The organism is Klebsiella sp. C349492, assembly GCF_042055345.1.
Lineage (GTDB): Bacteria > Pseudomonadota > Gammaproteobacteria > Enterobacterales > Enterobacteriaceae > Klebsiella > Klebsiella scottii.
Window position 1 is genome coordinate 1 of record NZ_JANQCE010000010.1, and the last position, 22,522, is coordinate 22,522.

The 22,522-nt window shown below is 56.6% G+C and carries 20 protein-coding genes; 4 read left to right on the forward strand and 16 right to left on the reverse strand.

The annotated features are described in order from the left end of the window. Positions 1 to 200: 200 nt before the first annotated feature. From hemG to pepQ, 4 genes are read right to left on the reverse strand one after another with little or no spacing between them, the layout of a single operon-like run. Positions 201 to 734, reverse strand: a complete 534-nt coding sequence (hemG, locus tag NWP14_RS25955; protein WP_375216212.1) for a menaquinone-dependent protoporphyrinogen IX dehydrogenase — start codon at positions 732 to 734, stop codon at positions 201 to 203. Between the two features lie 11 nt (positions 735 to 745). Continuing rightward, positions 746 to 2,197 carry a Trk system potassium transporter TrkH gene (gene trkH, locus NWP14_RS25960; RefSeq protein WP_095105217.1) on the reverse strand — a complete coding sequence of 484 codons (1,452 nt, stop codon included), beginning with the start codon at positions 2,195 to 2,197 and terminating at the stop codon, positions 746 to 748. Between the two features lie 40 nt (positions 2,198 to 2,237). Continuing rightward, a complete protein-coding gene (locus NWP14_RS25965; RefSeq protein WP_095105215.1) occupies positions 2,238 to 2,852 on the reverse strand; it encodes an IMPACT family protein in 615 nt (204 codons plus the stop codon). Continuing rightward, positions 2,852 to 4,183 carry a Xaa-Pro dipeptidase gene (gene pepQ, locus NWP14_RS25970; RefSeq protein WP_095105214.1) on the reverse strand — a complete coding sequence of 444 codons (1,332 nt, stop codon included), beginning with the start codon at positions 4,181 to 4,183 and terminating at the stop codon, positions 2,852 to 2,854. The genes NWP14_RS25965 and pepQ overlap by 1 nt, the downstream gene beginning before the upstream one ends. Before the next feature lie 192 nt (positions 4,184 to 4,375). Here pepQ and fadB point away from each other — a divergent pair, with 192 nt between their 5' ends. Then, complete coding sequence (gene fadB / locus NWP14_RS25975) at positions 4,376 to 6,565, forward strand: fatty acid oxidation complex subunit alpha FadB (RefSeq protein ID WP_375216213.1); 2,190 nt, start codon at positions 4,376 to 4,378, stop codon at positions 6,563 to 6,565. 9 nt (positions 6,566 to 6,574) lie between these two features. After that, positions 6,575 to 7,738 (forward strand): acetyl-CoA C-acyltransferase FadA, encoded by a 1,164-nt coding sequence (gene fadA / locus NWP14_RS25980; RefSeq protein WP_095105212.1) that lies wholly within the window; start codon positions 6,575 to 6,577, stop codon positions 7,736 to 7,738. Between the two features lie 306 nt (positions 7,739 to 8,044). Here the strand turns inward: fadA and fre are convergent, their stop codons facing one another. After that, positions 8,045 to 8,746, reverse strand: coding sequence for an NAD(P)H-flavin reductase (fre, locus tag NWP14_RS25985; protein WP_095105211.1), 702 nt, complete (start codon positions 8,744 to 8,746; stop codon positions 8,045 to 8,047). Between the two features lie 55 nt (positions 8,747 to 8,801). Then, entirely contained in the window at positions 8,802 to 10,271 is a 1,470-nt protein-coding gene (gene ubiD, locus NWP14_RS25990) for a 4-hydroxy-3-polyprenylbenzoate decarboxylase (RefSeq protein WP_095105209.1), read from the reverse strand. A gap of 177 nt (positions 10,272 to 10,448) precedes the next feature. Here ubiD and rfaH point away from each other — a divergent pair, with 177 nt between their 5' ends. Then, positions 10,449 to 10,937 (forward strand): transcription/translation regulatory transformer protein RfaH, encoded by a 489-nt coding sequence (gene rfaH, locus NWP14_RS25995; protein ID WP_041143524.1) that lies wholly within the window; start codon positions 10,449 to 10,451, stop codon positions 10,935 to 10,937. Between the two features lie 8 nt (positions 10,938 to 10,945). On the opposite strand, the gene tatD is transcribed toward rfaH, so the two are convergent. From tatD to udp, 9 genes are all read right to left on the reverse strand, one after another. After that, positions 10,946 to 11,740: a 3'-5' ssDNA/RNA exonuclease TatD gene (tatD, locus tag NWP14_RS26000; RefSeq protein ID WP_375216214.1), complete on the reverse strand. Its 795-nt coding sequence runs from the start codon at positions 11,738 to 11,740 to the stop codon at positions 10,946 to 10,948. 27 nt (positions 11,741 to 11,767) lie between these two features. Next, positions 11,768 to 12,541: a Sec-independent protein translocase subunit TatC gene (gene tatC / locus NWP14_RS26005; protein ID WP_041143522.1), complete on the reverse strand. Its 774-nt coding sequence runs from the start codon at positions 12,539 to 12,541 to the stop codon at positions 11,768 to 11,770. Between the two features lie 2 nt (positions 12,542 to 12,543). Then, positions 12,544 to 13,080 carry a Sec-independent protein translocase protein TatB gene (gene tatB / locus NWP14_RS26010; RefSeq protein ID WP_375216215.1) on the reverse strand — a complete coding sequence of 179 codons (537 nt, stop codon included), beginning with the start codon at positions 13,078 to 13,080 and terminating at the stop codon, positions 12,544 to 12,546. Positions 13,081 to 13,083: 3 nt separating this feature from the next. Further along, a complete protein-coding gene (tatA, locus tag NWP14_RS26015) occupies positions 13,084 to 13,335 on the reverse strand; it encodes a Sec-independent protein translocase subunit TatA (protein ID WP_095105206.1) in 252 nt (83 codons plus the stop codon). Positions 13,336 to 13,466: 131 nt separating this feature from the next. Further along, positions 13,467 to 15,107 (reverse strand): ubiquinone biosynthesis regulatory protein kinase UbiB, encoded by a 1,641-nt coding sequence (ubiB, locus tag NWP14_RS26020; RefSeq protein ID WP_095105205.1) that lies wholly within the window; start codon positions 15,105 to 15,107, stop codon positions 13,467 to 13,469. Next, positions 15,104 to 15,709, reverse strand: a complete 606-nt coding sequence (locus NWP14_RS26025) for an SCP2 domain-containing protein (RefSeq protein ID WP_375216216.1) — start codon at positions 15,707 to 15,709, stop codon at positions 15,104 to 15,106. Before NWP14_RS26025 ends, ubiB begins: the two co-directional genes overlap by 4 nt. A 13-nt stretch (positions 15,710 to 15,722) precedes the next feature. Further along, positions 15,723 to 16,478 carry a bifunctional demethylmenaquinone methyltransferase/2-methoxy-6-polyprenyl-1,4-benzoquinol methylase UbiE gene (gene ubiE, locus NWP14_RS26030; protein WP_375216217.1) on the reverse strand — a complete coding sequence of 252 codons (756 nt, stop codon included), beginning with the start codon at positions 16,476 to 16,478 and terminating at the stop codon, positions 15,723 to 15,725. A 70-nt stretch (positions 16,479 to 16,548) separates the two neighbouring features. Next, positions 16,549 to 17,997: a DNA recombination protein RmuC gene (gene rmuC, locus NWP14_RS26035; RefSeq protein ID WP_375216218.1), complete on the reverse strand. Its 1,449-nt coding sequence runs from the start codon at positions 17,995 to 17,997 to the stop codon at positions 16,549 to 16,551. 141 nt (positions 17,998 to 18,138) lie between these two features. Then, the gene (gene udp, locus NWP14_RS26040) at positions 18,139 to 18,900 is read right to left on the reverse strand and encodes a uridine phosphorylase (protein WP_375216219.1); all 762 of its coding nucleotides are present in this window, start codon (positions 18,898 to 18,900) and stop codon (positions 18,139 to 18,141) included. 267 nt (positions 18,901 to 19,167) lie between these two features. Between udp and NWP14_RS26045 the strand changes: the two genes are divergently transcribed. Continuing rightward, a complete protein-coding gene (locus NWP14_RS26045; protein ID WP_375216220.1) occupies positions 19,168 to 19,983 on the forward strand; it encodes a dienelactone hydrolase family protein in 816 nt (271 codons plus the stop codon). Between the two features lie 81 nt (positions 19,984 to 20,064). On the opposite strand, the gene metE is transcribed toward NWP14_RS26045, so the two are convergent. Beyond that, positions 20,065 to 22,329 (reverse strand): 5-methyltetrahydropteroyltriglutamate--homocysteine S-methyltransferase, encoded by a 2,265-nt coding sequence (gene metE / locus NWP14_RS26050; protein ID WP_375216221.1) that lies wholly within the window; start codon positions 22,327 to 22,329, stop codon positions 20,065 to 20,067. Positions 22,330 to 22,522: the final 193 nt, after the last annotated feature.

Below are 22,522 nucleotides of genomic sequence, written 5' to 3' on the forward strand. Positions count from 1 at the left end.
GAGTCAAGCGTTTATTTTGCTTTTCTCCGTCGGCTTTCGCGGCTGATATTCAGCGCTGAAGCCTGCTGACCCGGCGGCGTGCTGGCCGTTGTTCCGTGTCAGTGGAGGCGCATTATAGGGAGTTCTCCGACGTTGACAAGCCCTGTTTTCAAAAAATTATTCAACCGCTCAATTTGCCATCATCGCGGTGATTTTATCCGCTATTTGCTGCTCATTTGTGCGATCTCTCGCGCAAAATTAGCGACCTGCTGCCAGTCGGTATAGACCACCTCTTTACTGGTATCCGTTTCACCGCCGGTCATCTTCATAATCAGGCGAATCATCACGCGATCGTACCAGCTGTAGCGCGGGTAGCGCAGCGCACCGGCAAACACCGCGCTATGCTGCGGCTGCCACGGCGAGCTGAGCAGGAACTTGCGCGTATAGCTATTGGTTTGCGGCGTACGCTTCTCCGGTTTACGCGCGACGAGGTTAACCGAAAAAAACGCACCGGGCAGCGCGTTCAGCGATTGCAGATGTTTCTTCACAAAGCGGTCAACCGCCGGATGGAAGCGACCGTAACGAATGGATGCCCCAATCACCACGCGATCGTAGTCGCGCCATTCAACCGTATCGGTGCGGTTCAGATTGAGAGTGTCCGCATCGACGCCCAGCTCTTTCAGCTCGGATGCCAGAAAGGAGGCAATTTCACGAGTCTGCCCATCACGGGTGGAAAATAGAATCAACGTTTTCACAAATACTCCAGCTATTCACGCCAGAAAGTGGGGGTAAACAGCACCAACAGGGTGAACACTTCCAGACGACCAAATAGCATATTAGCAATCAGGATCCATTTTGCGACCGGATTCATCGTCGCAAAGTTATCCGCCACTACGCCAAGCCCCGGACCAAGGTTGTTTAAGGTTGCGACGACCGAAGCAAATGCGGAGAAGTCATCGACGCCGGTAGCAATAATCGCCAGCATACTAATGATAAACACCAGCGCATAGGCGGAGAAGAATCCCCATACTGCTTCGAGGATACGTTCCGGCAGAGCGCGATTGCCCAACTTAATGCTGTATACCGCATTCGGGTGTACCAGACGTTTGAGCTCGCGGTTCCCCTGTTTAAAGAGCAGCAGAATACGAATAACCTTCAGCCCACCGCCCGTCGAGCCGGCACAGCCGCCGATAAATGCCGAGCACAGCAGCAGCACCGGGAGGAACAGCGGCCAGCGCGCAATGCTATCGGTCGTGAAGCCCGCGGTCGTGGCCATTGAGACAACCTGGAAGAATGCCTGGTTCAATGTGGTTAACGCTGAGCTATAGACATCATGCAGCCACAGCACCAGCGTACAAATCACCACCAGCGTCAGCTGTACGCCGATAAACATGCGGAATTCGGGATCGCGCCAGTACACCTTCAGGCTTCGTCCGCTGAGTAATGAAAAGTGCAGACCATAGTTACAGCCGGAGATCAGCAGGAATACCGCGATAATCGAGTTAATCGTCGGACTGTTAAAGTAGCCGACGCTGGCGTCATGCGTGGAGAAGCCGCCAATGGCGATGGTCGAAAAGCTATGACCAATGGCGTCAAATGCCGGCATCCCGGCGAACCACAGCGCCAGCGCGCAGGCGACGGTCAGCAGGACATAGATGAGCCACAGCGTTTTTGCCGTTTCGGCGATTCGCGGGCGCATTTTGTTATCCTTCAGCGGCCCGGGCATCTCCGCCCGGTACAGCTGCATCCCACCGACGCCGAGTATCGGCAGTATCGCGACCGCCAGCACAATGATCCCCATACCGCCAAACCATTGCAGCATCTGACGATAGAAAAGAATGGCGTGAGGCAACGAGTCGAGGCCGACCAGCGTAGTCGCGCCCGTGGTGGTAAGGCCAGAGAAGGATTCAAAAAACGCATCGGTGACCGTCAGGTTTGGCTGCTCGGCGAAGATAAACGGTAGCGCACCGACGCTGCCCAGCACGGTCCAGAAGAGGACAACGATCAGGAAGCCCTCACGGGATTTCAGCTCACCCTTTTCACGGCGGTTCGGCCACCATAATAGAGAGCCAATAGCTAAAGCGACGAAAAAGGTCTGGGTAAACGCCCGCCCGGCACCATCACGGTATATCAGGGCCACTAATCCCGGGAGGATCATGGTCCCCGAAAATAAAATGACCAGCAGTCCAACGATTCGGGTAATCGCGCGAAAATGCATCTCTGGCGCTTCCTTTGATATGCAAAAAATCAGGTGGGGATTATTCGTCAATCTTCAGTAATTGCAACGAGCCACGGCTAAAATCAGCCAGTTTTGTTGAAAATGACGCCACTTCAGCTTGAGGAAGCGCAACACGCAGCTGGACGAACGCCTGATATTGGCTTTCGACAATTTGCCCTGCGAACTGAGTCAACAGCGCTTCAACACCGGCTAATTGCCCGTATTCACACTGCAAAGTATATGCGGTCAGCGGCGTCTTGCGCTGCGTTGTCAGTTGAGCAAGCGCCTGGTGTACGCCACCGCCATAGGCCTTCACCAGACCACCGGTACCCAGCAGAATACCGCCGTAGTAGCGCACTACGACGGCAGTTATCTCACCAACACCGCTGCCCATAAGCTGTGCCAGCATCGGTTTACCTGCCGTTCCCGCCGGTTCACCATCGTCAGAGAAACCCAGCTGCTGTGAATCGTTCGGCGGGCCGGCCACCCACGCCACGCAGTGGTGGCGAGCGTCCGGGTGATCCGCTCTTACTGATTCAACAAACGCCTTTGCCGCCATTACGCCATCGGTATGCGCCAATAGCGTAATAAAACGGCTCTTCTTAATCTCTTCGACAAAGCTCACCGGCGCGGCCGGTATCAACCAACTCTCCATCAGGCCAGTTTCAGGTCACGCGTCATATTTTCGACACTGTTCTCGTGGATAACGACGTTATCTTCGATACGAATGCCGCCAAACGGTTTCAGCGCTTCAATTTTCTGCCAGTTGAAATGCTTGCTGAACTGCCCTTCGCGCCACGGAGCCAGCAGAGACTCAATAAAATAGATACCTGGCTCAATGGTCAGCACCATACGCGGCTGGATCACGCGCGTGCAGCGCAGGTACGGATATTTCGACGGCGCCGCCAGATGGGTACCGGAATCATCCTGCATAAAGCCAGCGACATCATGCACCTGCAGACCCAGCGGGTGGCCGATGCCGTGAGGCATAAACGGCCCGGTCAGGTCGTTTTCGACCATCGCCTCTTCGCTCATGTTGGTGACGATCTGATGTTTACGCAGCAGTTTAGCAATACGCTGATGGAACTGGACGTGATAATCCACGTAGCTGGTTCCGACTTTCAGCGTGCTAATCAGCGCCAGCTGCTCATCATTAACGTCTTTAATCAGCTGGGCAAAGTCGCTATCGCCGTGCGCGGCCCAGGTACGCGTGAGATCCGCCGCATAGCCGTTATATTCCGCACCGGCATCGAGCAGGAAGCTCCGCGCTTCTGCCGGCGCGCGGTGATCCAGTTTGGTGTAGTGCAGCACCGAGGCGTGCTCATTGATCGCGACGATGTTGCTGTACGGTACGTCGGTATCGCGGTGGCCGGTCGCGGTCAGATAGGCCTGGTTGATATCGAACTCGCTCATCCCGGACAGGAAGGCTTCATGCGCCGCCCGATGGCCGTTGATCGCTGATTTCTGCGCTTCGCGCATGCAGGCCAGCTCGTAATCCGTTTTATAAGAGCGATAGTAGTGCAGATAGTCGATAACCCCTTTCGGGTTGATTTTATCCGCGGCGATCTCCAACCCTAGCGCGCGCTCAGGGACCGGGCCGATATAGCCGATGTTGCCGCGCGCCGCCGGGAGCTGGCTGCCAATACCGTCAGCCTTCGGCAGAGCAATCACTTCCACCTCTTCGGTCCAGAATGAAGTCGGCAGCGGCTCAACGTTATGCCAGTAATCAACCGGCAGGTAGAACCACAGCTTCGGCTTATTCACACCATCCACCAGCAGCCAGCAGTTAGGAACCTGCGTGACGGGCACCCACGCTTTAAACTGCGGATTGACCTTGAACGGGTACGGGTGATCGTCAAGGAAGACGTTAACCAGCTCACCGGAGTGAATCAGTAAGGCATCCAGCTTAAAACGAGATAAAACATCACGGGTACGTTCTTGTAAGGTAGCAATATGGTTTTTATAGAGCGCGGCTAGTGATTCCATCTTTTTATCCTTTGATTTTATTAGATCGTGACTCTCCGCATCTTAGCACATCGGCTTCAGGCAGGGCGATTTCCGCCGGATGTGATCCGACCAGCATTTATTTAAAGACTTGTTTGCAATTCTTTAACATAAATCCCACACTCCGTCTCATCTGGTACGACCAGATCATATTGCTGGATTCAGGAGACTGACATGCTCTACAAAGGCGACAACCTGTACCTCGACTGGCTGGAAGATGGCATTGCCGAACTGGTGTTCGATGCCCCCGGCTCGGTTAACAAGCTCGATACCGCAACCGTAGCCAGCCTCGGCGATGCGCTGGACGTGCTCGAAAAGCAAAAAGATCTTAAAGGGCTGCTGCTGCGCTCTGACAAAGCGGCCTTTATCGTCGGTGCCGACATAACCGAATTTCTCTCCCTGTTCCTGGTCCCGCAGGAGCAGCTCAGCCAATGGCTGCATTTTGCCAATAGCGTTTTCAACCGCCTCGAAGATTTACCGGTCCCCACCGTTTCAGCCGTCAACGGCTATGCGCTGGGCGGCGGCTGCGAGTGCGTGCTGGCGACGGATTATCGCCTGGCAACGCCGGACCTGCGCATCGGTCTGCCGGAAACTAAGCTGGGCATTATGCCGGGCTTCGGTGGTTCAGTGCGTATGCCGCGCATGCTCGGCGCCGATAGTGCGCTGGAAATTATCGCGGCGGGTAAAGACGTCAGTGCCGATCAGGCGCTGAAAATCGGCCTCATCGACGGCATCGTCAAGCCGGAGAAACTGCGCGACGGTGCGCTCAGCATTTTGCGCCAGGCCATTAACGGCGATCTCGACTGGCAGGCGAAGCGTCAGCCGAAGCTGGAGCCGCTGAAGCTCAGCAAAATCGAAGCCGCCATGAGCTTCACCATTGCGAAAGGAATGGTCGCCCAGACCGCCGGGAAACACTATCCGGCGCCGATGACCGCCGTCAAAACGATTGAAGCTGCCGCCCGGCTCGGCCGCGATGAAGCGCTGAAGCTGGAAAACCAAAGCTTCGTCCCGCTGGCGCACACTAAAGAAGCCCGCGCGCTGGTTGGCATCTTCCTCAACGATCAGTACGTCAAAGGCAAAGCGAAGAAGCTGACCAAAGACGTTGAAACGCCGAAACAGGCCGCCGTGCTGGGCGCCGGGATTATGGGCGGCGGCATTGCCTATCAATCTGCCTGGAAAGGCGTGCCGGTCATCATGAAGGATATTAACGACAAATCGCTGACGCTCGGCATGAACGAAGCCGCCAAGCTGCTTAACAAACAGCTTGAGCGCGGCAAGATTGACGGCCTGAAGCTGGCAGGCGTCATCGGCACCATTCACCCGACGCTGGACTACTCCGGCTTTGAGCGCGTGGACGTGGTCGTTGAAGCCGTTGTCGAAAACCCGAAAGTGAAGAAAGCGGTGCTGGCGGAGACCGAAGGTAAAGTGCGCCCGGATACGGTGCTGGCCTCCAATACCTCAACGATCCCGATCGGTGAACTGGCAAACGCTCTGCAGCGTCCGGAGAATTTCTGCGGCATGCACTTCTTTAACCCGGTGCATCGTATGCCGCTGGTTGAAGTGATTCGCGGCGAAAAAACCTCGGATGAGACGATTGCCAAGGTGGTGGCCTGGGCCAGCAAGATGGGCAAAACGCCGATCGTGGTTAACGACTGTCCCGGCTTCTTCGTCAACCGCGTGCTGTTCCCCTACTTCGCCGGCTTCAGCCAGCTGCTACGCGATGGCGCAGACTTCCGCAAGGTCGATAAGGTCATGGAGAAGCTGTTCGGCTGGCCGATGGGGCCGGCGTACCTGCTCGACGTGGTCGGCATCGATACCGCCCACCATGCGCAGGCGGTGATGGCCGCCGGCTTCCCGCAGCGCATGCAGAAAGATTATCGCGATGCGATTGACGCCCTGTTCGACGCTAACCGCTTCGGCCAGAAAAACGGCCTTGGCTTCTGGCGCTATACCCAGGACAGCAAAGGCAAACCGAAGAAAGAAGAGGACCCGGCCGTTGACGGCCTGCTGGCAGACGTAAGCCAGCCGAAGCGCGACTTCAGCGATGAAGAAATTATCGCCCGCATGATGATTCCCATGGTCAACGAAGTGGTGCGTTGCCTGGAAGAAGGCATTATCGCCAGCCCGGCGGAAGCGGATATGGCGCTGGTTTATGGCCTCGGCTTCCCTCCGTTCCACGGCGGCGCCTTCCGCTGGCTGGACACCCTGGGTAGCGCAAAATATCTCGATATGGCACAGCAGTACCAGCACCTCGGCCCGCTGTATGAGGTGCCGGAAGGTCTGCGCAACAAAGCGCGCCATAACGAACCCTATTACCCCCCGGTTGAACCTGCCCGTCCGGTAGGCGAGCTGAAAACGGCTTAAGGAGTCACAATGGAACAGGTTGTCATTGTCGATGCAATTCGTACCCCGATGGGCCGTTCAAAAGGCGGCGCGTTTCGCCACGTGCGTGCGGAGGACCTCTCCGCGCACCTGATGCGTAGCCTGCTATCGCGTAATCCGGCGCTCGATGCGACCACGATCGACGATATCTACTGGGGCTGCGTACAGCAAACGCTGGAGCAGGGTTTTAACATCGCACGTAACGCCGCGCTGCTGGCGGAGATCCCGCACTCGGTACCCGCGACGACGGTTAACCGTCTGTGCGGCTCATCTATGCAGGCGCTGCACGATGCGGCGCGCATGATCATGACCGGTGACGCGAGCGTCTGCCTGATTGGCGGCGTGGAACATATGGGCCATGTCCCGATGAGCCACGGCGTCGATTTTCACCCGGGCCTTAGCCGTAATGTCGCCAAAGCTGCCGGCATGATGGGCCTGACGGCAGAAATGCTGGCGCGTCTTCACGGCATCAGCCGCGAGATGCAGGACCAGTTTGCCGCACGCTCCCACGCTCGGGCATGGGCAGCCACGCAATCCGGCGCTTTTAAAAATGAGATTGTCGCCACGGGCGGTCACGATGCCGACGGGGTACTGAAATCATTTAACTATGACGAAGTCATTCGCCCGGAAACCACCGTGGAAGCGCTGGCCGCGCTGCGGCCAGCCTTTGACCCGGTCACCGGCACCGTCACGGCGGGCACCTCTTCCGCCCTCTCCGACGGAGCTGCCGCCATGCTGCTAATGAGCGAGAGCCGCGCCCGGGAGCTGGGGCTGAAACCCCGCGCCCGCGTACGCTCAATGGCCGTTGTTGGCTGCGATCCTTCCATCATGGGCTATGGACCGGTTCCGGCATCAAAGCTGGCGCTGAAAAAGGCCGGACTGACCGCCAGCGATATCGATGTTTTTGAAATGAACGAAGCGTTTGCCGCGCAGATCCTGCCGTGCATAAAAGATCTGGGCCTGACGGAGCAGATTGACGAAAAGATCAACCTTAACGGCGGCGCGATCGCCCTGGGCCACCCGCTTGGCTGTTCCGGCGCGCGTATCAGCACTACGTTAATTAATCAGATGGAGCGCAAAGACGCGCAGTTTGGGCTGGCCACCATGTGCATTGGGTTAGGTCAGGGGATCGCGACGGTATTTGAGCGGGTTTAATTGAGGGGTTATCTCAAGCCATTGGCGCCAGAACAAGGCGGCAAGCGAATGACAAATTCGTCAGGAACGAATTTGAACAGCCGAAGGCTGCCTTCGGTGAGGGACATGGATGTCCCTTATTCATCCCGATGAGCTTACGCATACATAGTAAGCGATTCGGGTGAACGAGCCTAGCCAACGCAGTTATGGTGATAATGGCAAAGAGAGAAGGTTTAGTTGCCGTTCTTCCCGCCTGTCAGGGGCGGGTTTTTTATTTCTGCAATCTACCATCAGCCGCCCCTTCCCGAAAGAACGGGGCGCCGATAATCAGATAAACGCGAAGGCATCGCCAAACAGGCGATCTTCACGCGCATGACGCTCGTTGCAGAACAGGTCGCGGGCAATTTTAGCCATCTCGAAGCGACCGGCAATGTAGATATCATGCTCCGCCAGGGTGCCGTAATCCTGAAGCACCGCGGTCAGCACGGTCCCGGAACGTCCGCGCCAGTCTTCTTCCGGCTGTTCAACAACCGGCTCGATGCGCAGGCCAGGATGCTCAATGCTCAGCGCTTCCAGCTCAGACAGATCGTAGAGGTGCTTCGCCTCGCGGCCGCCCCAGTAGATGGCAATATCGCGATTCGGATTGCGGGCCAGGGCCGTTAACAAAATGGAACGCACGTATGAAAAACCGGTTCCCCCGGCAATGAGGATGAGCGGACGATCCTCATCTTCACGCAGCCAGGCTTCGCCATGCGGAATATCAACCTCAATCTCACGCTCTTTCAGGATGCGATCCATTACCGCCATCGCATACAGATTTAGCTCAGAAGCGCCGATATGCAGTTCAATAAACTCCTGCTCTGCTGGCGTAGAGGCCATAGAGAACGGACGCTTGTCGCGCTCGTCCATTACCACCATCAAATACTGGCCGGCGCGGAAAGAGAAAGCCGCTTCTGGCACTAATCGAACGCGATACACGGTATCGGTAATCGCCTCCACCGAGGTCACTTTACAGCTTAAGGTTGTCATGCGTCCCCTCTGTCGGGTCTATAGAGCAAAACAGCGGCGTTAGCCCCGCTTACTGTTATTTAAAGATAGCCAGTTCGTCCCAGATGGCGTCGATGCGCGCCGTCACCTCGGGATCTTTTTTAATCGGGCGGCCCCATTCTCGCTGGGTTTCGCCTGGCCATTTGTTTGTGGCATCCAGCCCCATTTTTGAACCCAGGCCGGAAACCGGCGAGGCAAAATCCAGATAATCAATTGGCGTATTTTCTACCAGTACCGTATCACGAGCCGGGTCCATCCGGGTAGTAATCGCCCAGATCACATCGTTCCAGTCGCGCGCATTAACGTCATCATCGCAGACAATAACGAACTTAGTGTACATAAACTGGCGCAGGAACGACCATACGCCCATCATCACGCGTTTAGCATGCCCGGCGTACTGTTTCTTCATGGTGACCACCGCCAGGCGGTAAGAGCATCCTTCCGGCGGCAGATAGAAATCGACAATTTCCGGGAACTGCTTTTGCAGAATCGGCACAAAGACTTCGTTTAGCGCCACGCCTAATACGGCAGGCTCATCGGGCGGTCTTCCGGTGTAGGTCGAATGGTAAATGGCATCTTCGCGCCGGGTGATATGGGTCACCGTAAACACCGGGAAGCTATCCACTTCGTTGTAATAGCCGGTGTGATCGCCATACGGCCCTTCCGGCGCCATTTCCCCTGGCTCAATATACCCTTCCAGCACAATTTCAGCGCTGGCAGGCACTTCCAGATCGTTAGAAATACACTTCACGACTTCCGTTTTCGTTCCGCGCAGCAGGCCGGCAAAAGCGTACTCCGAGAGTGTATCGGGAACCGGCGTCACTGCCGCAAGAATTGTCGCCGGATCGGCGCCCAGCGCCACGGAGACCGGAAAACGTTCTCCTGGATGCGCCGCGCACCACTCCTGGAAATCCAGCGCGCCGCCGCGATGGGATAGCCAGCGCATAATCAGCTTATTTTTGCCAATCAGCTGCTGGCGATAGATGCCCAGATTCTGCCGCTCCTTATGCGGGCCGCGGGTTACCGTCAGCCCCCAGGTAATCAGCGGCGCGGCATCATCCGGCCAGCAGGTCATAATCGGGATCTGCGTCAGGTCAACGCTCTCGCCTTCGATAATTTTCTGCTGACAGGGCGCGCCGCGCAGGCGCTTAGTCGGCATATTCAGTACCTGCTTAAACTGCGGCAGCTTATCGAAGAGATCGCGAAAGCCTTTTGGCGGCTCAGGCTCTTTGAGGAAAGCTAACAGCTTGCCCACTTCCCGCAGCGCGCTAACGTCTTCCTGCCCCATGCCCATCGCCACGCGCTTCGGCGTGCCAAACAGATTACACAGCACCGGCATGGTGTAACCTTTAGGATTTTCAAATAGCAGAGCCGGGCCGCCGGCACGTAAAGTGCGATCGGCAATTTCGGTGATTTCCAGATGAGGATCGACCGGCAGGGATATCCTTTTCAGCTCCCCCTGCTGCTCCAGTAATGTCAGAAAGTCGCGTAGATCGTGGTATTTCATGGAGTTGTTATTGACCTCTATACAGGCGGCTGATTATACGGTGTTCATCGGCGCCATGCTGTACTTTTGTTAAATTAGCGTGAAAGAATATAGAATTTTAGTTTTCACTTATAATGGCTTTCGCGATCGCTCCAGGCTTTTGTTATGCTTGCTACTAATCGAGTGGAAAGAGTTATTATGCAAGCCTGGTATTTACTGTATTGCAAGCGTGGGCAGCTTCAGCGCGCCCAGGAACATCTCGAACGGCAGGCGGTCAATTGCCTGATGCCGACGATCGCACTGGAAAAAATCGTCCGCGGTAAACGCACTACGGTCAGCGAACCCCTGTTCCCTAACTATCTGTTTATCGAATTCGATCCGGAAGTTATCCATACCACGACCATTAGCGCTACGCGCGGCGTGAACAGCTTCGTTCGTTTCGGCGCCCAGCCGGCTACCGTACCGTCGGCGGTGATTCATCAGCTCTCGATCTATAAACCGGAAGGCATTACGGACCCGGAAACGCCGCACGGGGGCGATAGCGTGCTGATTACCGACGGCGCGTTCGAAGGCCTGCAGGCGATCTTCAGCGAGCCGGATGGCGAAACCCGCTCTATGCTGCTGCTGAACCTGCTTAACAAACAGGTGCTGCAAAGCGTCAAAAATACTGACTTCCATAAAATCTGACGGCACGGTTAAAAGCGAACGCCAAAGAGCGTTCTGGCGTTCGTGTCGGTAACCTCTTCCAGCCTCTGAGCCTCCTCACCGCGCCAGCCGGCAACGCGCGTCAGAATGTGCGGCAGATGCATGGGCTCATTGCGCCGGGAATTGGGTTTAGGGCTCAGGTCACGCGGCAGTAAATAGGGCGCATCGGTCTCAATCAGCAGGCGATCGTCCGGGATCTCCGTCAGCAGATTGCGCAGCTCAAGGCCGCGACGCTCATCGCATACCCAGCCGGTGATCCCGATATACAACCCCCTCTCCAGACACTCGCGCACCTCATCACGACTGCCGGTGAAGCAGTGCAGCACCGCTCCGGGCAGCTTATCCAGCCACGGCGCGAGCAGAGTCAGAAAGCGCTCGTGGGCGTCGCGGCAGTGCAAAAATACCGGCAGCGAAAGCTCAGCCGCCAGCGCCAGCTGCGCGCTAAACGCCGCTTCCTGCTCCGCCGGAGTCGAAAAGTTGCGGTTGAAATCGAGACCGCATTCGCCAATTGCCACCACTTCCGCCCTGCGCGCCAGCTCGCCGATCGCCACCGCAACCGACTCCGTCCAGCTGCTGCTGTCATGCGGATGTACCCCTGCGGTTGACCAGCAGCGGGAATAGCGCCGCGCCATCTGCTGGGCCTGTTCGCTTTCATGGAGATTGGTGCCGGTCAGCAGCATACCGGTCACTCCGGCGGCCTGAGCGCGGGCAACGACCTCATCGCGATCGCGGGAAAATTGTGAACTGGTCAGATTTACGCCAATATCGAACATCGCCCCTCCCATATGACAACCGCCCTGACGGGCGGTTAATTACTCTTCTTTGCTGCCCGCCTCTTCAGCGGCGGCATCTTCATCACGCGTCAGTCGTTTTCCGGTGTAGAAGCGGGCGAAGAAGACCCCAACTTCAAACAGGCAGTACATCGGGATCGCCAGCAGCGTTTGTGAGAATACATCCGGAGGCGTCAGCAGCATACCCACAACGAAGGCGCCGACCAGCACATAGGGCCGTTTCTTACGCAGATCGTCCGGCGTGGTGACGCCCATCCAGCACAGCAGCACGATGGCCACCGGCACTTCAAACGAGACGCCGAAGGCGATAAATAACGCCATAACGAAGTCGAGATAGCTGCGGATATCGGTGGAGACCTGCACGCCTTCCGGCGCCGCGTGCGTCAGGAAGCCGAACGCCAGCGGGAACACCACAAAGTAGGCGAAGGCCATACCAATGTAGAACAGCAGCGTACTGGAGACCAGCAGCGGCATCACCAGCCGGCGTTCATGCTTATACAATGCAGGCGCCACAAAGGCCCAGACCTGATAAAGAATGACCGGCACCGACAAAATGACCGAGACCATAAATGTCAGCTTGATCGGCGTAAAGAAAGGAGAGGCTACGTCCGTGGCGATCATCGTCGCGCCTACCGGCATCTGCCGGATGAGCGGTGCCGAAACCAGCTGATAGATGTCGTTGGCAAAGTAAACCAACGCCAGAAAAATCACCAGAATCGCGAGAATGCTGTTGATCAGACGCTTACGCAGCTCAATCAGATGCGAAATTAGCGGTTGAGTATCGTCTACGCCCATTTTTACGGTTTATCACTCGATGCGGGGGAGGAATCGGTAGCTTTTACGGCAGCTTTCTCTTTGGCTTCAGGAAGCTCGGTCGACGGCGGAAGCGGCTCATCGACAGCGCTGGCTGGCGCATGAACCGGCGCGCTGGCCTGATGCTCGGCCGTCGCCGGCGTGATGTCCTGGCGCTGTTCTTCGCTGCCTTTCACCACCGGGTTATGGATAGTGTTCGCTTCGTCACTGGCTTTCTCAGGATCGTGAGCGGAATAGGAGCGTTTCATGGATTCGGCCGCTTCACGCAGTTCGTCCATTGAGGCCTTCAGCTCAGGCGTCAGGTTATCCAGGCTCGCCTTTTCGACTTTCTTCAGGCTTTCCTGAAATTCCTGCAGTTTTAGTTCCTGAGTAATCTCATTTTGTACGGTGGCCGCCAGCGACCGCAGCGTGCGGATCCAGCTAGCCACCGTTTTTACCGCTACAGGCAGTCGCTGTGGCCCCAGTACGATAAGGCCAATCACAAACACCAGCAGTAGTTCACTAAAACCGATATCGAACACGAATTACACCTGCTCTTTGTCGTGGCGTTTTGTCTCGTCTTTTTTCGCATCATCCTGCTTATCAGCGATAGATTTCGCCGCGAAATCTGCATCCTGAGTCCCGTTTTCAGGTTTTTCATCATCATTCATGGCCTTTTTAAAGCCCTTGATTGATGCGCCTAAATCCGACCCCAGCGAGCTCAGCTTTTTTGTCCCAAAAAGCAGAACTACGATGACGACAACAACTAATAACTGCCAGATACTGATACCACCCATACACATTCCTCTATGACAGATGATGAATTAATGGGACGCATTATACACGTCATCCTGCGGGTCGCCTCTTTGTCCGGCCGCTCGCATGACTTCGCGCATGAACGAATGCGCCGTGATGAAGGCAATACCGCTTAGCGCGTTTTCCGCCAGCCAATCAGCCAGGTCACAACGCCACCGGCCATTAGCCAGCCGGGCATCAGGCCCCACTCCGGTCGGTGGATGAATAACAGAGTACCGCTAAGTAACAAAACGGCGCCTATACCAAACAGATAACGGGACTGTCCCTGGCGAGCGTGCCGCACCTGGATGTCCCGGACAATAGTATCAACGCTGTTCTGCAGCTGTTTGCTCTGCTGCAGGCTTTGGTACACCAGCTCCGGTATCTCCGGCATTCTTTCAATCCAGAACGGCGCTTTTTCTTTGAACGCGCGTACCAGCGCCGGAATACCGACCTGATCTTTAATCCACGACTCAAGGAAAGGCTTCGCCGTTTTCCACAAGTCTAACTGAGGATAGAGCTGGCGGCCTACCCCTTCTACGTAAAGTAATGTCTTCTGTAACAATACCAGCTGCGGCTGAACTTCCATATTGAAGCGCCGGGCGGTATTGAACAGGTTCAGCAGAACATGCCCAAAGGAGATTTCAGCCAGCGGCTTTTCGAAGATAGGTTCGCAGACGGTGCGGATGGCAAATTCGAACTCTTCAACGTTTGTATCCGCAGGCACCCAGCCGGAATCAACGTGCAGCTCGGCAACTTTGCGATAATCGCGGTTGAAGAAGGCAATGAAATTTTCCGCCAGATAGCGCTTATCCTCTTTATTCAGCGAGCCCACAATGCCGCAGTCAATGCCGATATATTTCGGGTTCTCCGGATGTTCGTAGCTGACAAAAATATTACCCGGGTGCATGTCGGCGTGGAAGAAGCTGTCGCGGAATACCTGGGTGAAAAAGACCTGCACGCCCCGCTCTGCGAGGAGCTTCATATTGGTGCCCTGGGCCTCCAGCGCCTCGACATCGGAAACCGGGATGCCGTAAATCCGCTCCATCACCATCATGCCTTCGCTGCAGTAGTCGGAGTAAACCTCCGGAACGTACAGCATTGGGCTATCTTCAAAATTGCGCCGCAGCTGGATAGCGTTTGCCGATTCGCGCAGCAGGTTGAGCTCGTCGAGCAGCGTTTTTTCATATTCGCGCACCACTTCCTGCGGGCGCAGGCGGCGGCCGTCGGGCAGCAGGCGAGGTACCCAGCGCGCCAGGCGATAGATAAGCTTCATATCCGCTTTGATAACCGGCACGATGTCCGGGCGGATAACCTTAATCACGATCTCTTTGCCGTTCTCTTTCAGGCGCGCGGTATGTACCTGGGCAATCGAGGCGGAAGCCAGCGGCTCAATCGAGAAATCATCAAACCAGGCCTCAACCGGAAGGCCGCCCATCGCCTGCTCGATCTGCTTTTTGGCCTGCTGACCATCAAACGGCGCCACGCGATCCTGCAGGAGCGCGAGCTGATCGGCAATTTGCGGAGGAAAGAGATCGCGACGAGTTGACAGCATCTGACCAAATTTGATCCAGACGGGTCCCAGCTCCTGTAACGCAAGGCGTAAGCGTTCGCCGAGGGGTTGGTCTTTATGACGATTTGGCATCCAGAACAGCGTGCGCCGCCAGATACGCAGCGGCAGCGTGATACGCATCCTGGGGATCAGCTCATCAAGCCCGTAGCTCAAAAAGGTGCGGATAATAAGATACAGGCGCCGTAATTCTCCTGGCGTCATTTGCCCTCCAGCATTTCCAGCCGTTTTTCAAGCGCAGACAGGGCGCGTTCCGCCGCGGCGGTCTCTTCCCCAAACCAGGCCATTTCCAGCGGACCTGGCGCCAGACGCCACTCTTCGGTGAGCGTCTCAGCAACATACCGCTGCTGGCGCTGCGCGCCGTGCAGCAGGAAGCGAGCGCCGGTGCGGAATACTTTGCTGACGCCCTCGGCGACAATATCGCCGGTATACGGGGCCAGCAGCTCTGCGGGATCGAACTCCGCCAGATCGCACAGCGTCACCATATTCTGCACCACCTGCAAATCGCCCTGCACCTGCAGGTCGCCGCTGCGGATAAGCGCGGTAAGCTGCTGACGATTGCGCAGCTGCGGCAGAACGCTCAGGCGGGTGATGACGGTACAGTCCGCTTCGCCTTCCCACGCGCCGAGCACATCGACCTGGCGGTCGCTAAAGACCAGAACCACCGGCGCCGCCAGCTCCTGCAGCTCCACGCGCAGCGCTTTCCCTGACAAACGCTGACGCGCCGGTTTTAAGGCCTTATCGCGCCAGAGAAAAGTATTCAGGACCGTCTCAATACCCGCGGTTACCAGTGGTTTGAAAGGCATAGCGTCTCCCCTGTCAGAACTTATAACCGCGGTGTAACGCCACGATACCTGCCGTCAGGTTGTAGTAATCGACGCTTTCAAAGCCCGCATCCTGCATCATGCCCTTCAGGGTGTCCTGATCGGGATGCATGCGAATAGATTCCGCAAGGTAGCGATAGCTCTCGCCGTCGTTAGCCACCAGCTCCCCCACGCGCGGCAGGATATGGAAGGAGTAGGCGTCGTACGCTTTGCTAAGCGGCTCAATAATCGGTTTTGAAAATTCCAACACCAGCAGACGTCCGCCCGGCTTCAGAACCCGGTACATGGAACGCAGCGCTTTTTCTTTATCAGTGACGTTACGCAGGCCGAATGAAATAGTGATGCAGTCAAAGGTGTGATCGGCAAACGGCAGCGCTTCCGCATTTGCCTGAACGTATTCAACGTTGCCGATAATGCCGATGTTGCGCAGCTTTTCGCGGCCCATTTTCAGCATTGAATCGTTAATGTCTGCCAGCATGACGCGGCCAGACTCACCCACCAGGCGGGAGAATTTCGCCGTCAGGTCGCCGGTGCCGCCGGCCAGATCCAGTACGGTCTGCCCACGACGCACGCCGCTGCAATCGATGGTGAAACGCTTCCACAAACGATGAATACCGAACGACATCAAATCGTTCATCACATCATATTTTGCGGCCACAGAATGGAATACATGCGCAACCATGTCCGCCTTCTGCTCTTTGGCAACCGTCTGAAAGCCAAAGTGCGTCGTTTCTTGTGAATCCTCAACCATCTCAATGCCTGCTTGCTTATCAAGAAAATGTTCAGCGAGTGTAACAGATTTAGCGCATTTCCCATACGGTTCAACGCGGCTGAGAACCCTCACCTGACATCGATGCAGCGGAAGATTCTGATGAAAATTCGTTATTTTCCGGTGAGTTATCATCCTCATCCAGCCGGTATTCATCGTCCTGGGCGGTTGCCTGCTCAACTAAGTCAGGATTAATCCCGCGCTTAACCTCCACGCCGAGGCCACGAAAGGCTTCAGCCTGCACCAGCAGGTTGCCGCGGCCGGAGGCCAGCTTTTTCATCGCCTGGCGGTAATTATCCTGCGCTTTGTCGAGGCTCTGGCCTATTGCGGACATATCATCGACGAACAGCCGCATTTTGTCGTACAGGCGGCCCGCGCGTTCGGCAATTTTCTGCGCATTGCGGCTTTGGTGCTCATAGCGCCAGAGATTGGCAATGGTACGCAACGCCACCAGAAGCGTGGTGGGGCTGACCAGCATAATATTGTGCTGCAGCGCTTCGCTGATCAGTTCGGGCTGGCGGTCTATCGCCAGCAGAAATGCGGGCTCAACGGGGATAAACATCAGGACGTAGTCGAGCGATCGCAGCCCCGGCAGCTGTTGATAATCTTTCCTGCCAAGCAGGCGGATATGGCTGCGCACCGACGCAATATGCTCTTGCAGCGCCGCCTCGCGGGCGTAATCATCTTCGGCGTTAAAGTAGCGCTCATAGGCCACCAGCGTCATTTTGGCATCAATGACCACGTCTTTTCCCTGCGGCAAACGGACGATCACGTCCGGCTGCATCCGCGAGCGGTTTTCCGTTTCAATACTGACCTGGGTCTGGTATTCGTAGCCATCCCGCAGCCCGGAAGCCTCCAGCACGCGGGTTAAAACCACTTCCCCCCAGTTGCCCTGGGTTTTGTTATCGCCTTTAAGCGCACGGGTCAGGTTCAGGGCCTCCTGAGCCATCCGGGTATTCAGCTGCTGCAAATTGCGGATTTCATGGGCCAGCGTGTGGCGTTCTCGCGCCTCCTGACCGAAGCTGTCCTGTACCTGGCGACGAAAACCGTCCAGCTGTTCGCGCAGCGGCGTCAGCAGGCCGTGCAGGCTTTGCCGGTTCTGCTCATCAACCCGCCGGTTGCTGTGTTCGAAGATACGGTTAGCCAGATTTTCAAACTGCTCGCTGAGTCGCTGCTCGCTGTTCACCATCTGGCGAATTTTCTCTTCCGCATGTAGCTGGGTGGATTCAAGGCGGGTGGTGACTTCACGGAGATCGGCCTCCAGCGAACTATTGATATCGCGCAGGCTGCGCAGCTCATTATTCAGCAGCTCGCACTCATCGCGCCAGTGGGCCGCCTGCACCAGCTGCTGCCGGGCCGAGCTCAGCTCAATATCCAGCTCGCGCCGCTCTTCAATAAGGTCAGCACGCGTTTGATCGGCGGCGGCCTTCGTCGCCAGCCAACCGACGACCAGCCCTACGGCCAGCGCCGCGATGGCACTTATAATAATTGAGATATCCACAACGCCCCCTGCTACTGCAACCGCTTACGGCACAAAAATAGAATTGTGCTGTACAAACGTCCAGTTTAAAAGGAATTTCCTGCGAGGCGCAGCGCAAAAAAGAGAGGCCGGACGAGCCGGCCTTCGCAACGAGGGGATGAACTACAGCAGGCGGCGGGCCGCTTCAACGACAATTTTCACCGCATGGCTTTCGGTTTGCTTCATGGTTTCGGCGTCAGGTATTTCCTGCTGGGTACGGTTAACGATCACCCCGGCAACCATCCCGGCACGCAGGCCCTGGCTGGAGCACATGGTCAGCAGCGTGGCGGATTCCATTTCATAGTTCATCACGCCCATCGCCTGCCACTCTGCCATCGAGCCTTTAAAACGGCTCACCACGCGACCGGAAACGGTGTCATAGCGCTCCTGGCCCGGATAGAAGGTGTCGGACGATGCGGTCACGCCGATATGAGTCGTCGCACCGATTGATTTAGCCGCTTCCACCAGCGCGGTGGTACAGGCAAAGTCAGCGACTGCCGGATATTCCATTGGCGCAAAGTGCAGGCTCGCGCCGTCGAGACGCACGGATGCCGTGGTAACCAGAACGTCGCCAACGTTAATATTCGGCTGGATGGCGCCAGTGGTACCGATACGCAGGAAGGTATTGATTCCCAGCTGAGCCAGCTCTTCAACAGCAATCGATGTCGACGGGCCGCCGATACCGGTAGAGCATACAATCACCGGCTTGCCGTCAAGCTCGGCGCGCCAGGAGGTAAATTCGCGGTGAGATGCCAGCTTGACCGGCTTATCCATCAGCGCGGCGATCTTTTCCACACGCTCCGGATCGCCAGGGACGATAGCCAGCGTAGCCCCTTGTAAATCGTTTTTGGTGAGGCCGAGATGAAAAACATCAGACTTAGACATAAAAAACTCCTCTGTGGGTCGAATTATCAGCAGAAGCAAAACGGTACTTTACAGAAGCTATCCGCTTAATTTTGTGACACCAATCACCATGAATGAAAATCATTGCAACAATATTCCATTAAATAGTGAGTTACGTCACATTAACAAGTTATATTCACTGCAGCTGAACAAAAGATAGCCTGTTTCGGGCACTGTGATTCGTTAACGTTCGGTCTTAAGAGTCTATAGTTATCGATGCGCTGATAAATTAAGGGTACGGAGAATACCATGACCACAACCAAGCAACCCGGCTTTGCACCTGCAGCCACCCCGCACGCTTCTACCGCCGTTTATACGCCGGAAGAGAGCATTACTGCCGGAGAAACCTCTATCCCTTCCCAGGGAGAGAACATGCCGGCGTACCATGCCCAGCCAAAAAATAGCGATGGGCCGCTTCCGGTGGTTATCGTGGTGCAGGAAATTTTCGGCGTCCATGAGCACATCCGCGACGTTTGCCGTCGTCTGGCGCTGGAAGGCTATCTGGCTATCGCCCCAGAGCTGTACTTTCGCCAGGGCGATCCGAATGAGTACACCGATATCCCGACGCTATTCCAGGAGCTGGTCAGCAAAGTCCCGGACTCTCAGGTGCTGGCAGACCTTGACCATGTCGCCAGCTGGGCGGCGCGTCATGGGGGCGACGCTCATCGCCTGCTGATCACCGGTTTCTGTTGGGGCGGACGAATTACCTGGCTCTATGCCGCGCATAACCCGCAGCTGAAGGCCGCGGTCGCCTGGTATGGCAAACTGGTCGGGCAGAAAACGCTGAACTCCGCGAAGCATCCGGTGGACATCGCCGTCGATCTTAACGCGCCGGTGCTGGGACTCTACGGTGCGAAGGATGAGAGCATCCCGCAGGATACGGTAGAAACCATGCGCCAGGCGCTGCGCGCCGCCAACGCTACGGCAGAAATCGTGGTCTACCCACAGGCCGGACACGCGTTTAATGCCGACTATCGTGCCAGCTACCACGAGGAGTCGGCGCAGGACGGCTGGCAGCGCATGCTGGCGTGGTTTGCTCAGTATGGCGGACGGAAGAAAGCCTGAACTTACGCTCCCGACGAATAAAAAATAAAAAAGAGGAGGCATTAGCCTCCTCTTTTATTATCACGCTACCGCTGCGGCTCTTTACGCGGATTCACGCAGGTTCTGCGCGGCTTTGACCATGTTAGCCAGCGCAGCGCGGGTTTCCGGCCAGCCGCGAGTTTTCAGGCCGCAGTCCGGGTTAACCCACAGACGCTCCGCAGGGATGCGCTGAGCGGCTTTCTCCAGCAGGGCTTCAATCCACTCTACGCTCGGAACGTTAGGCGAGTGGATGTCATACACCCCCGGCCCGATTTCGTTCGGATATTCGAACTCCTCGAACGACTCCAGTAGCTCCATGTCGGAACGCGAGGTCTCAATGGTAATCACGTCCGCGTCCAGCGCCGCGATAGAATCCATGATGTCGTTGAACTCGCAGTAACACATATGGGTATGGATCTGGGTATCATCCTGCGCTACGGCGGCGTTGATACGGAAGGCTTCCACGCCCCACTGCAGGTATGCATCCCAGTCGCTACGCTTCAGGGGCAGGCCTTCACGCAGTGCCGGTTCATCAATCTGAATGATGCCGATACCCGCAGCCTCAAGATCCGCGACCTCATCACGCAGCGCCAGCGCAATCTGCTTAGCAATCTTTTCACGACTGACGTCTTCGCGCGGGAATGACCAGCACAGAATCGTCACCGGGCCGGTCAGCATGCCTTTCACCGGTTTGTCGGTGAGAGACTGCGCGTATTTCGCCCACTCAACGGTGATGGCCTCCGGGCGGCTGACATCGCCGATAACCACCGGCGGCTTCACGCAGCGCGAACCGTAGCTCTGCACCCAGCCATTTTGCGTAAAGATAAAGCCGTCGAGATGCTCACCGAAATACTCCACCATGTCGTTACGCTCGGCTTCACCGTGTACCAGCACGTCCAGGCCTAGACGCTCCTGCTCAACGATCGCCTGCTTAATATGTTCCGCAATGCCGGTACGGTAGTTGTTAGCGTCGAGATTACCTTTCTTGAAGTCCAGGCGCAGGCCGCGAATCTCAGTGGTCTGCGGGAAAGAGCCGATGGTTGTGGTCGGCCATGATGGCAGGTTAAAGCGGGCGCGCTGCGCCTGGGCACGCTCTGCGTACGGGCTGTTGCGCTGGCTGTCCCGGGCGGTAATGGCCGCCAGACGTTTTTCCACCGCGGCGTTGTGTACGCGGGTCGAGTGGCGACGGGCCTGAATCGGCGCGCTCCACTCCTCAAGAGCGGCGGTATCGCCGCTGTTCAGCGCATCGCGCAGCAGCGCCAGCTCTTCACATTTTTGCAGGGCGAAGGCAAACCAGCTTTTCACTTCCGCATCCAGGCGGGTTTCCACGCTCAGATCGATCGGGCTGTGCAGCAGGGAGCAGGAGGAGGCCACCCACAGCGGACGTTTGCCGACGATCTCTTTAATTTGCGCATATTTCTCGGTGAGATCCGCACGCCAGACGTTACGCCCGTTGACCAGGCCCGCAGAGAGCAGCCAGTCTGACGGCAGGCGCGTATTCAGTTCGGCAACATCATCTTTACCGTGAACCAGGTCAACGTGCAGACCCTGCACCGGCAGCGCGGTGATGGTATCGAGGTTGGCGCTAACCCCTTCAAAATAGGTGGTCAGCAGCAGCTTAACCTCTCCCTGTAGCGCATCGTATGCCGGCTTGAAGGCATCCAGCCACGCCTGCGGCAGCTCCAGCACCAGCGCCGGTTCATCAATTTGCACCCACTCAACGCCGCGTTTTGCCAGCTCCGCCAGCACCTGCCGATAGACCGGCAGAATATCGTTCAGCAGATCCAGACGATCGAACTGCTCACCCTTCACTTTACCCAACCACAGATAAGTGACCGGGCCAAGCAGCACGGGCTTCACCTTATGGCCCAGCGCCAGGGCTTCGTCAACTTCGTCCAGCAGCTGGGTCCAGGTCAGTTTGAACGCCTGACCTTTCACAAACTCCGGCACCATGTAGTGATAGTTGGTGTTAAACCATTTGGTCATTTCCGCCGCTGCCGCCGGTTCGCCGGTCGGCGCGCGGCCGCGGCCAATGCGGAACAGCGTATCGATATCGACGGAGCCGTCTTTGTTCTGATGACGAGCCGGCACGTTACCCAGAAGCAGGCTGGTGGTCAGAACATGGTCGTACCAGGCGAAATCGCCCACCGGCAGCAGATCGATGCCCGCCTGCTTTTGCTGATCCCAATGGCGAGCGCGCAGCTCGCGACCCACCGCCAGCAGTTCTTCACGGGTGGCGTTACCCGCCCAGTAGCTCTCTTGCGCTTTTTTCAGATCGCGGCGCAGACCAACGCGAGGGAAACCGAGGGTGTGATTAATAATTGTCATTTTTTGAGCCTCATGATGTGCAAATCCTAAGGATTTTAAATTCAGAGAAGGCGGTAAGTCTGCTCATCCCCGGGAGGTTACATAAGTCAGTGACCGGGGTGGGGAAACGTAGCCAACGCGCTATTAATTTAAAAGACGACGGACTTTTTAGACGTCCAGATGTTTACACATCCATAATTGGCGGTTACTGTAT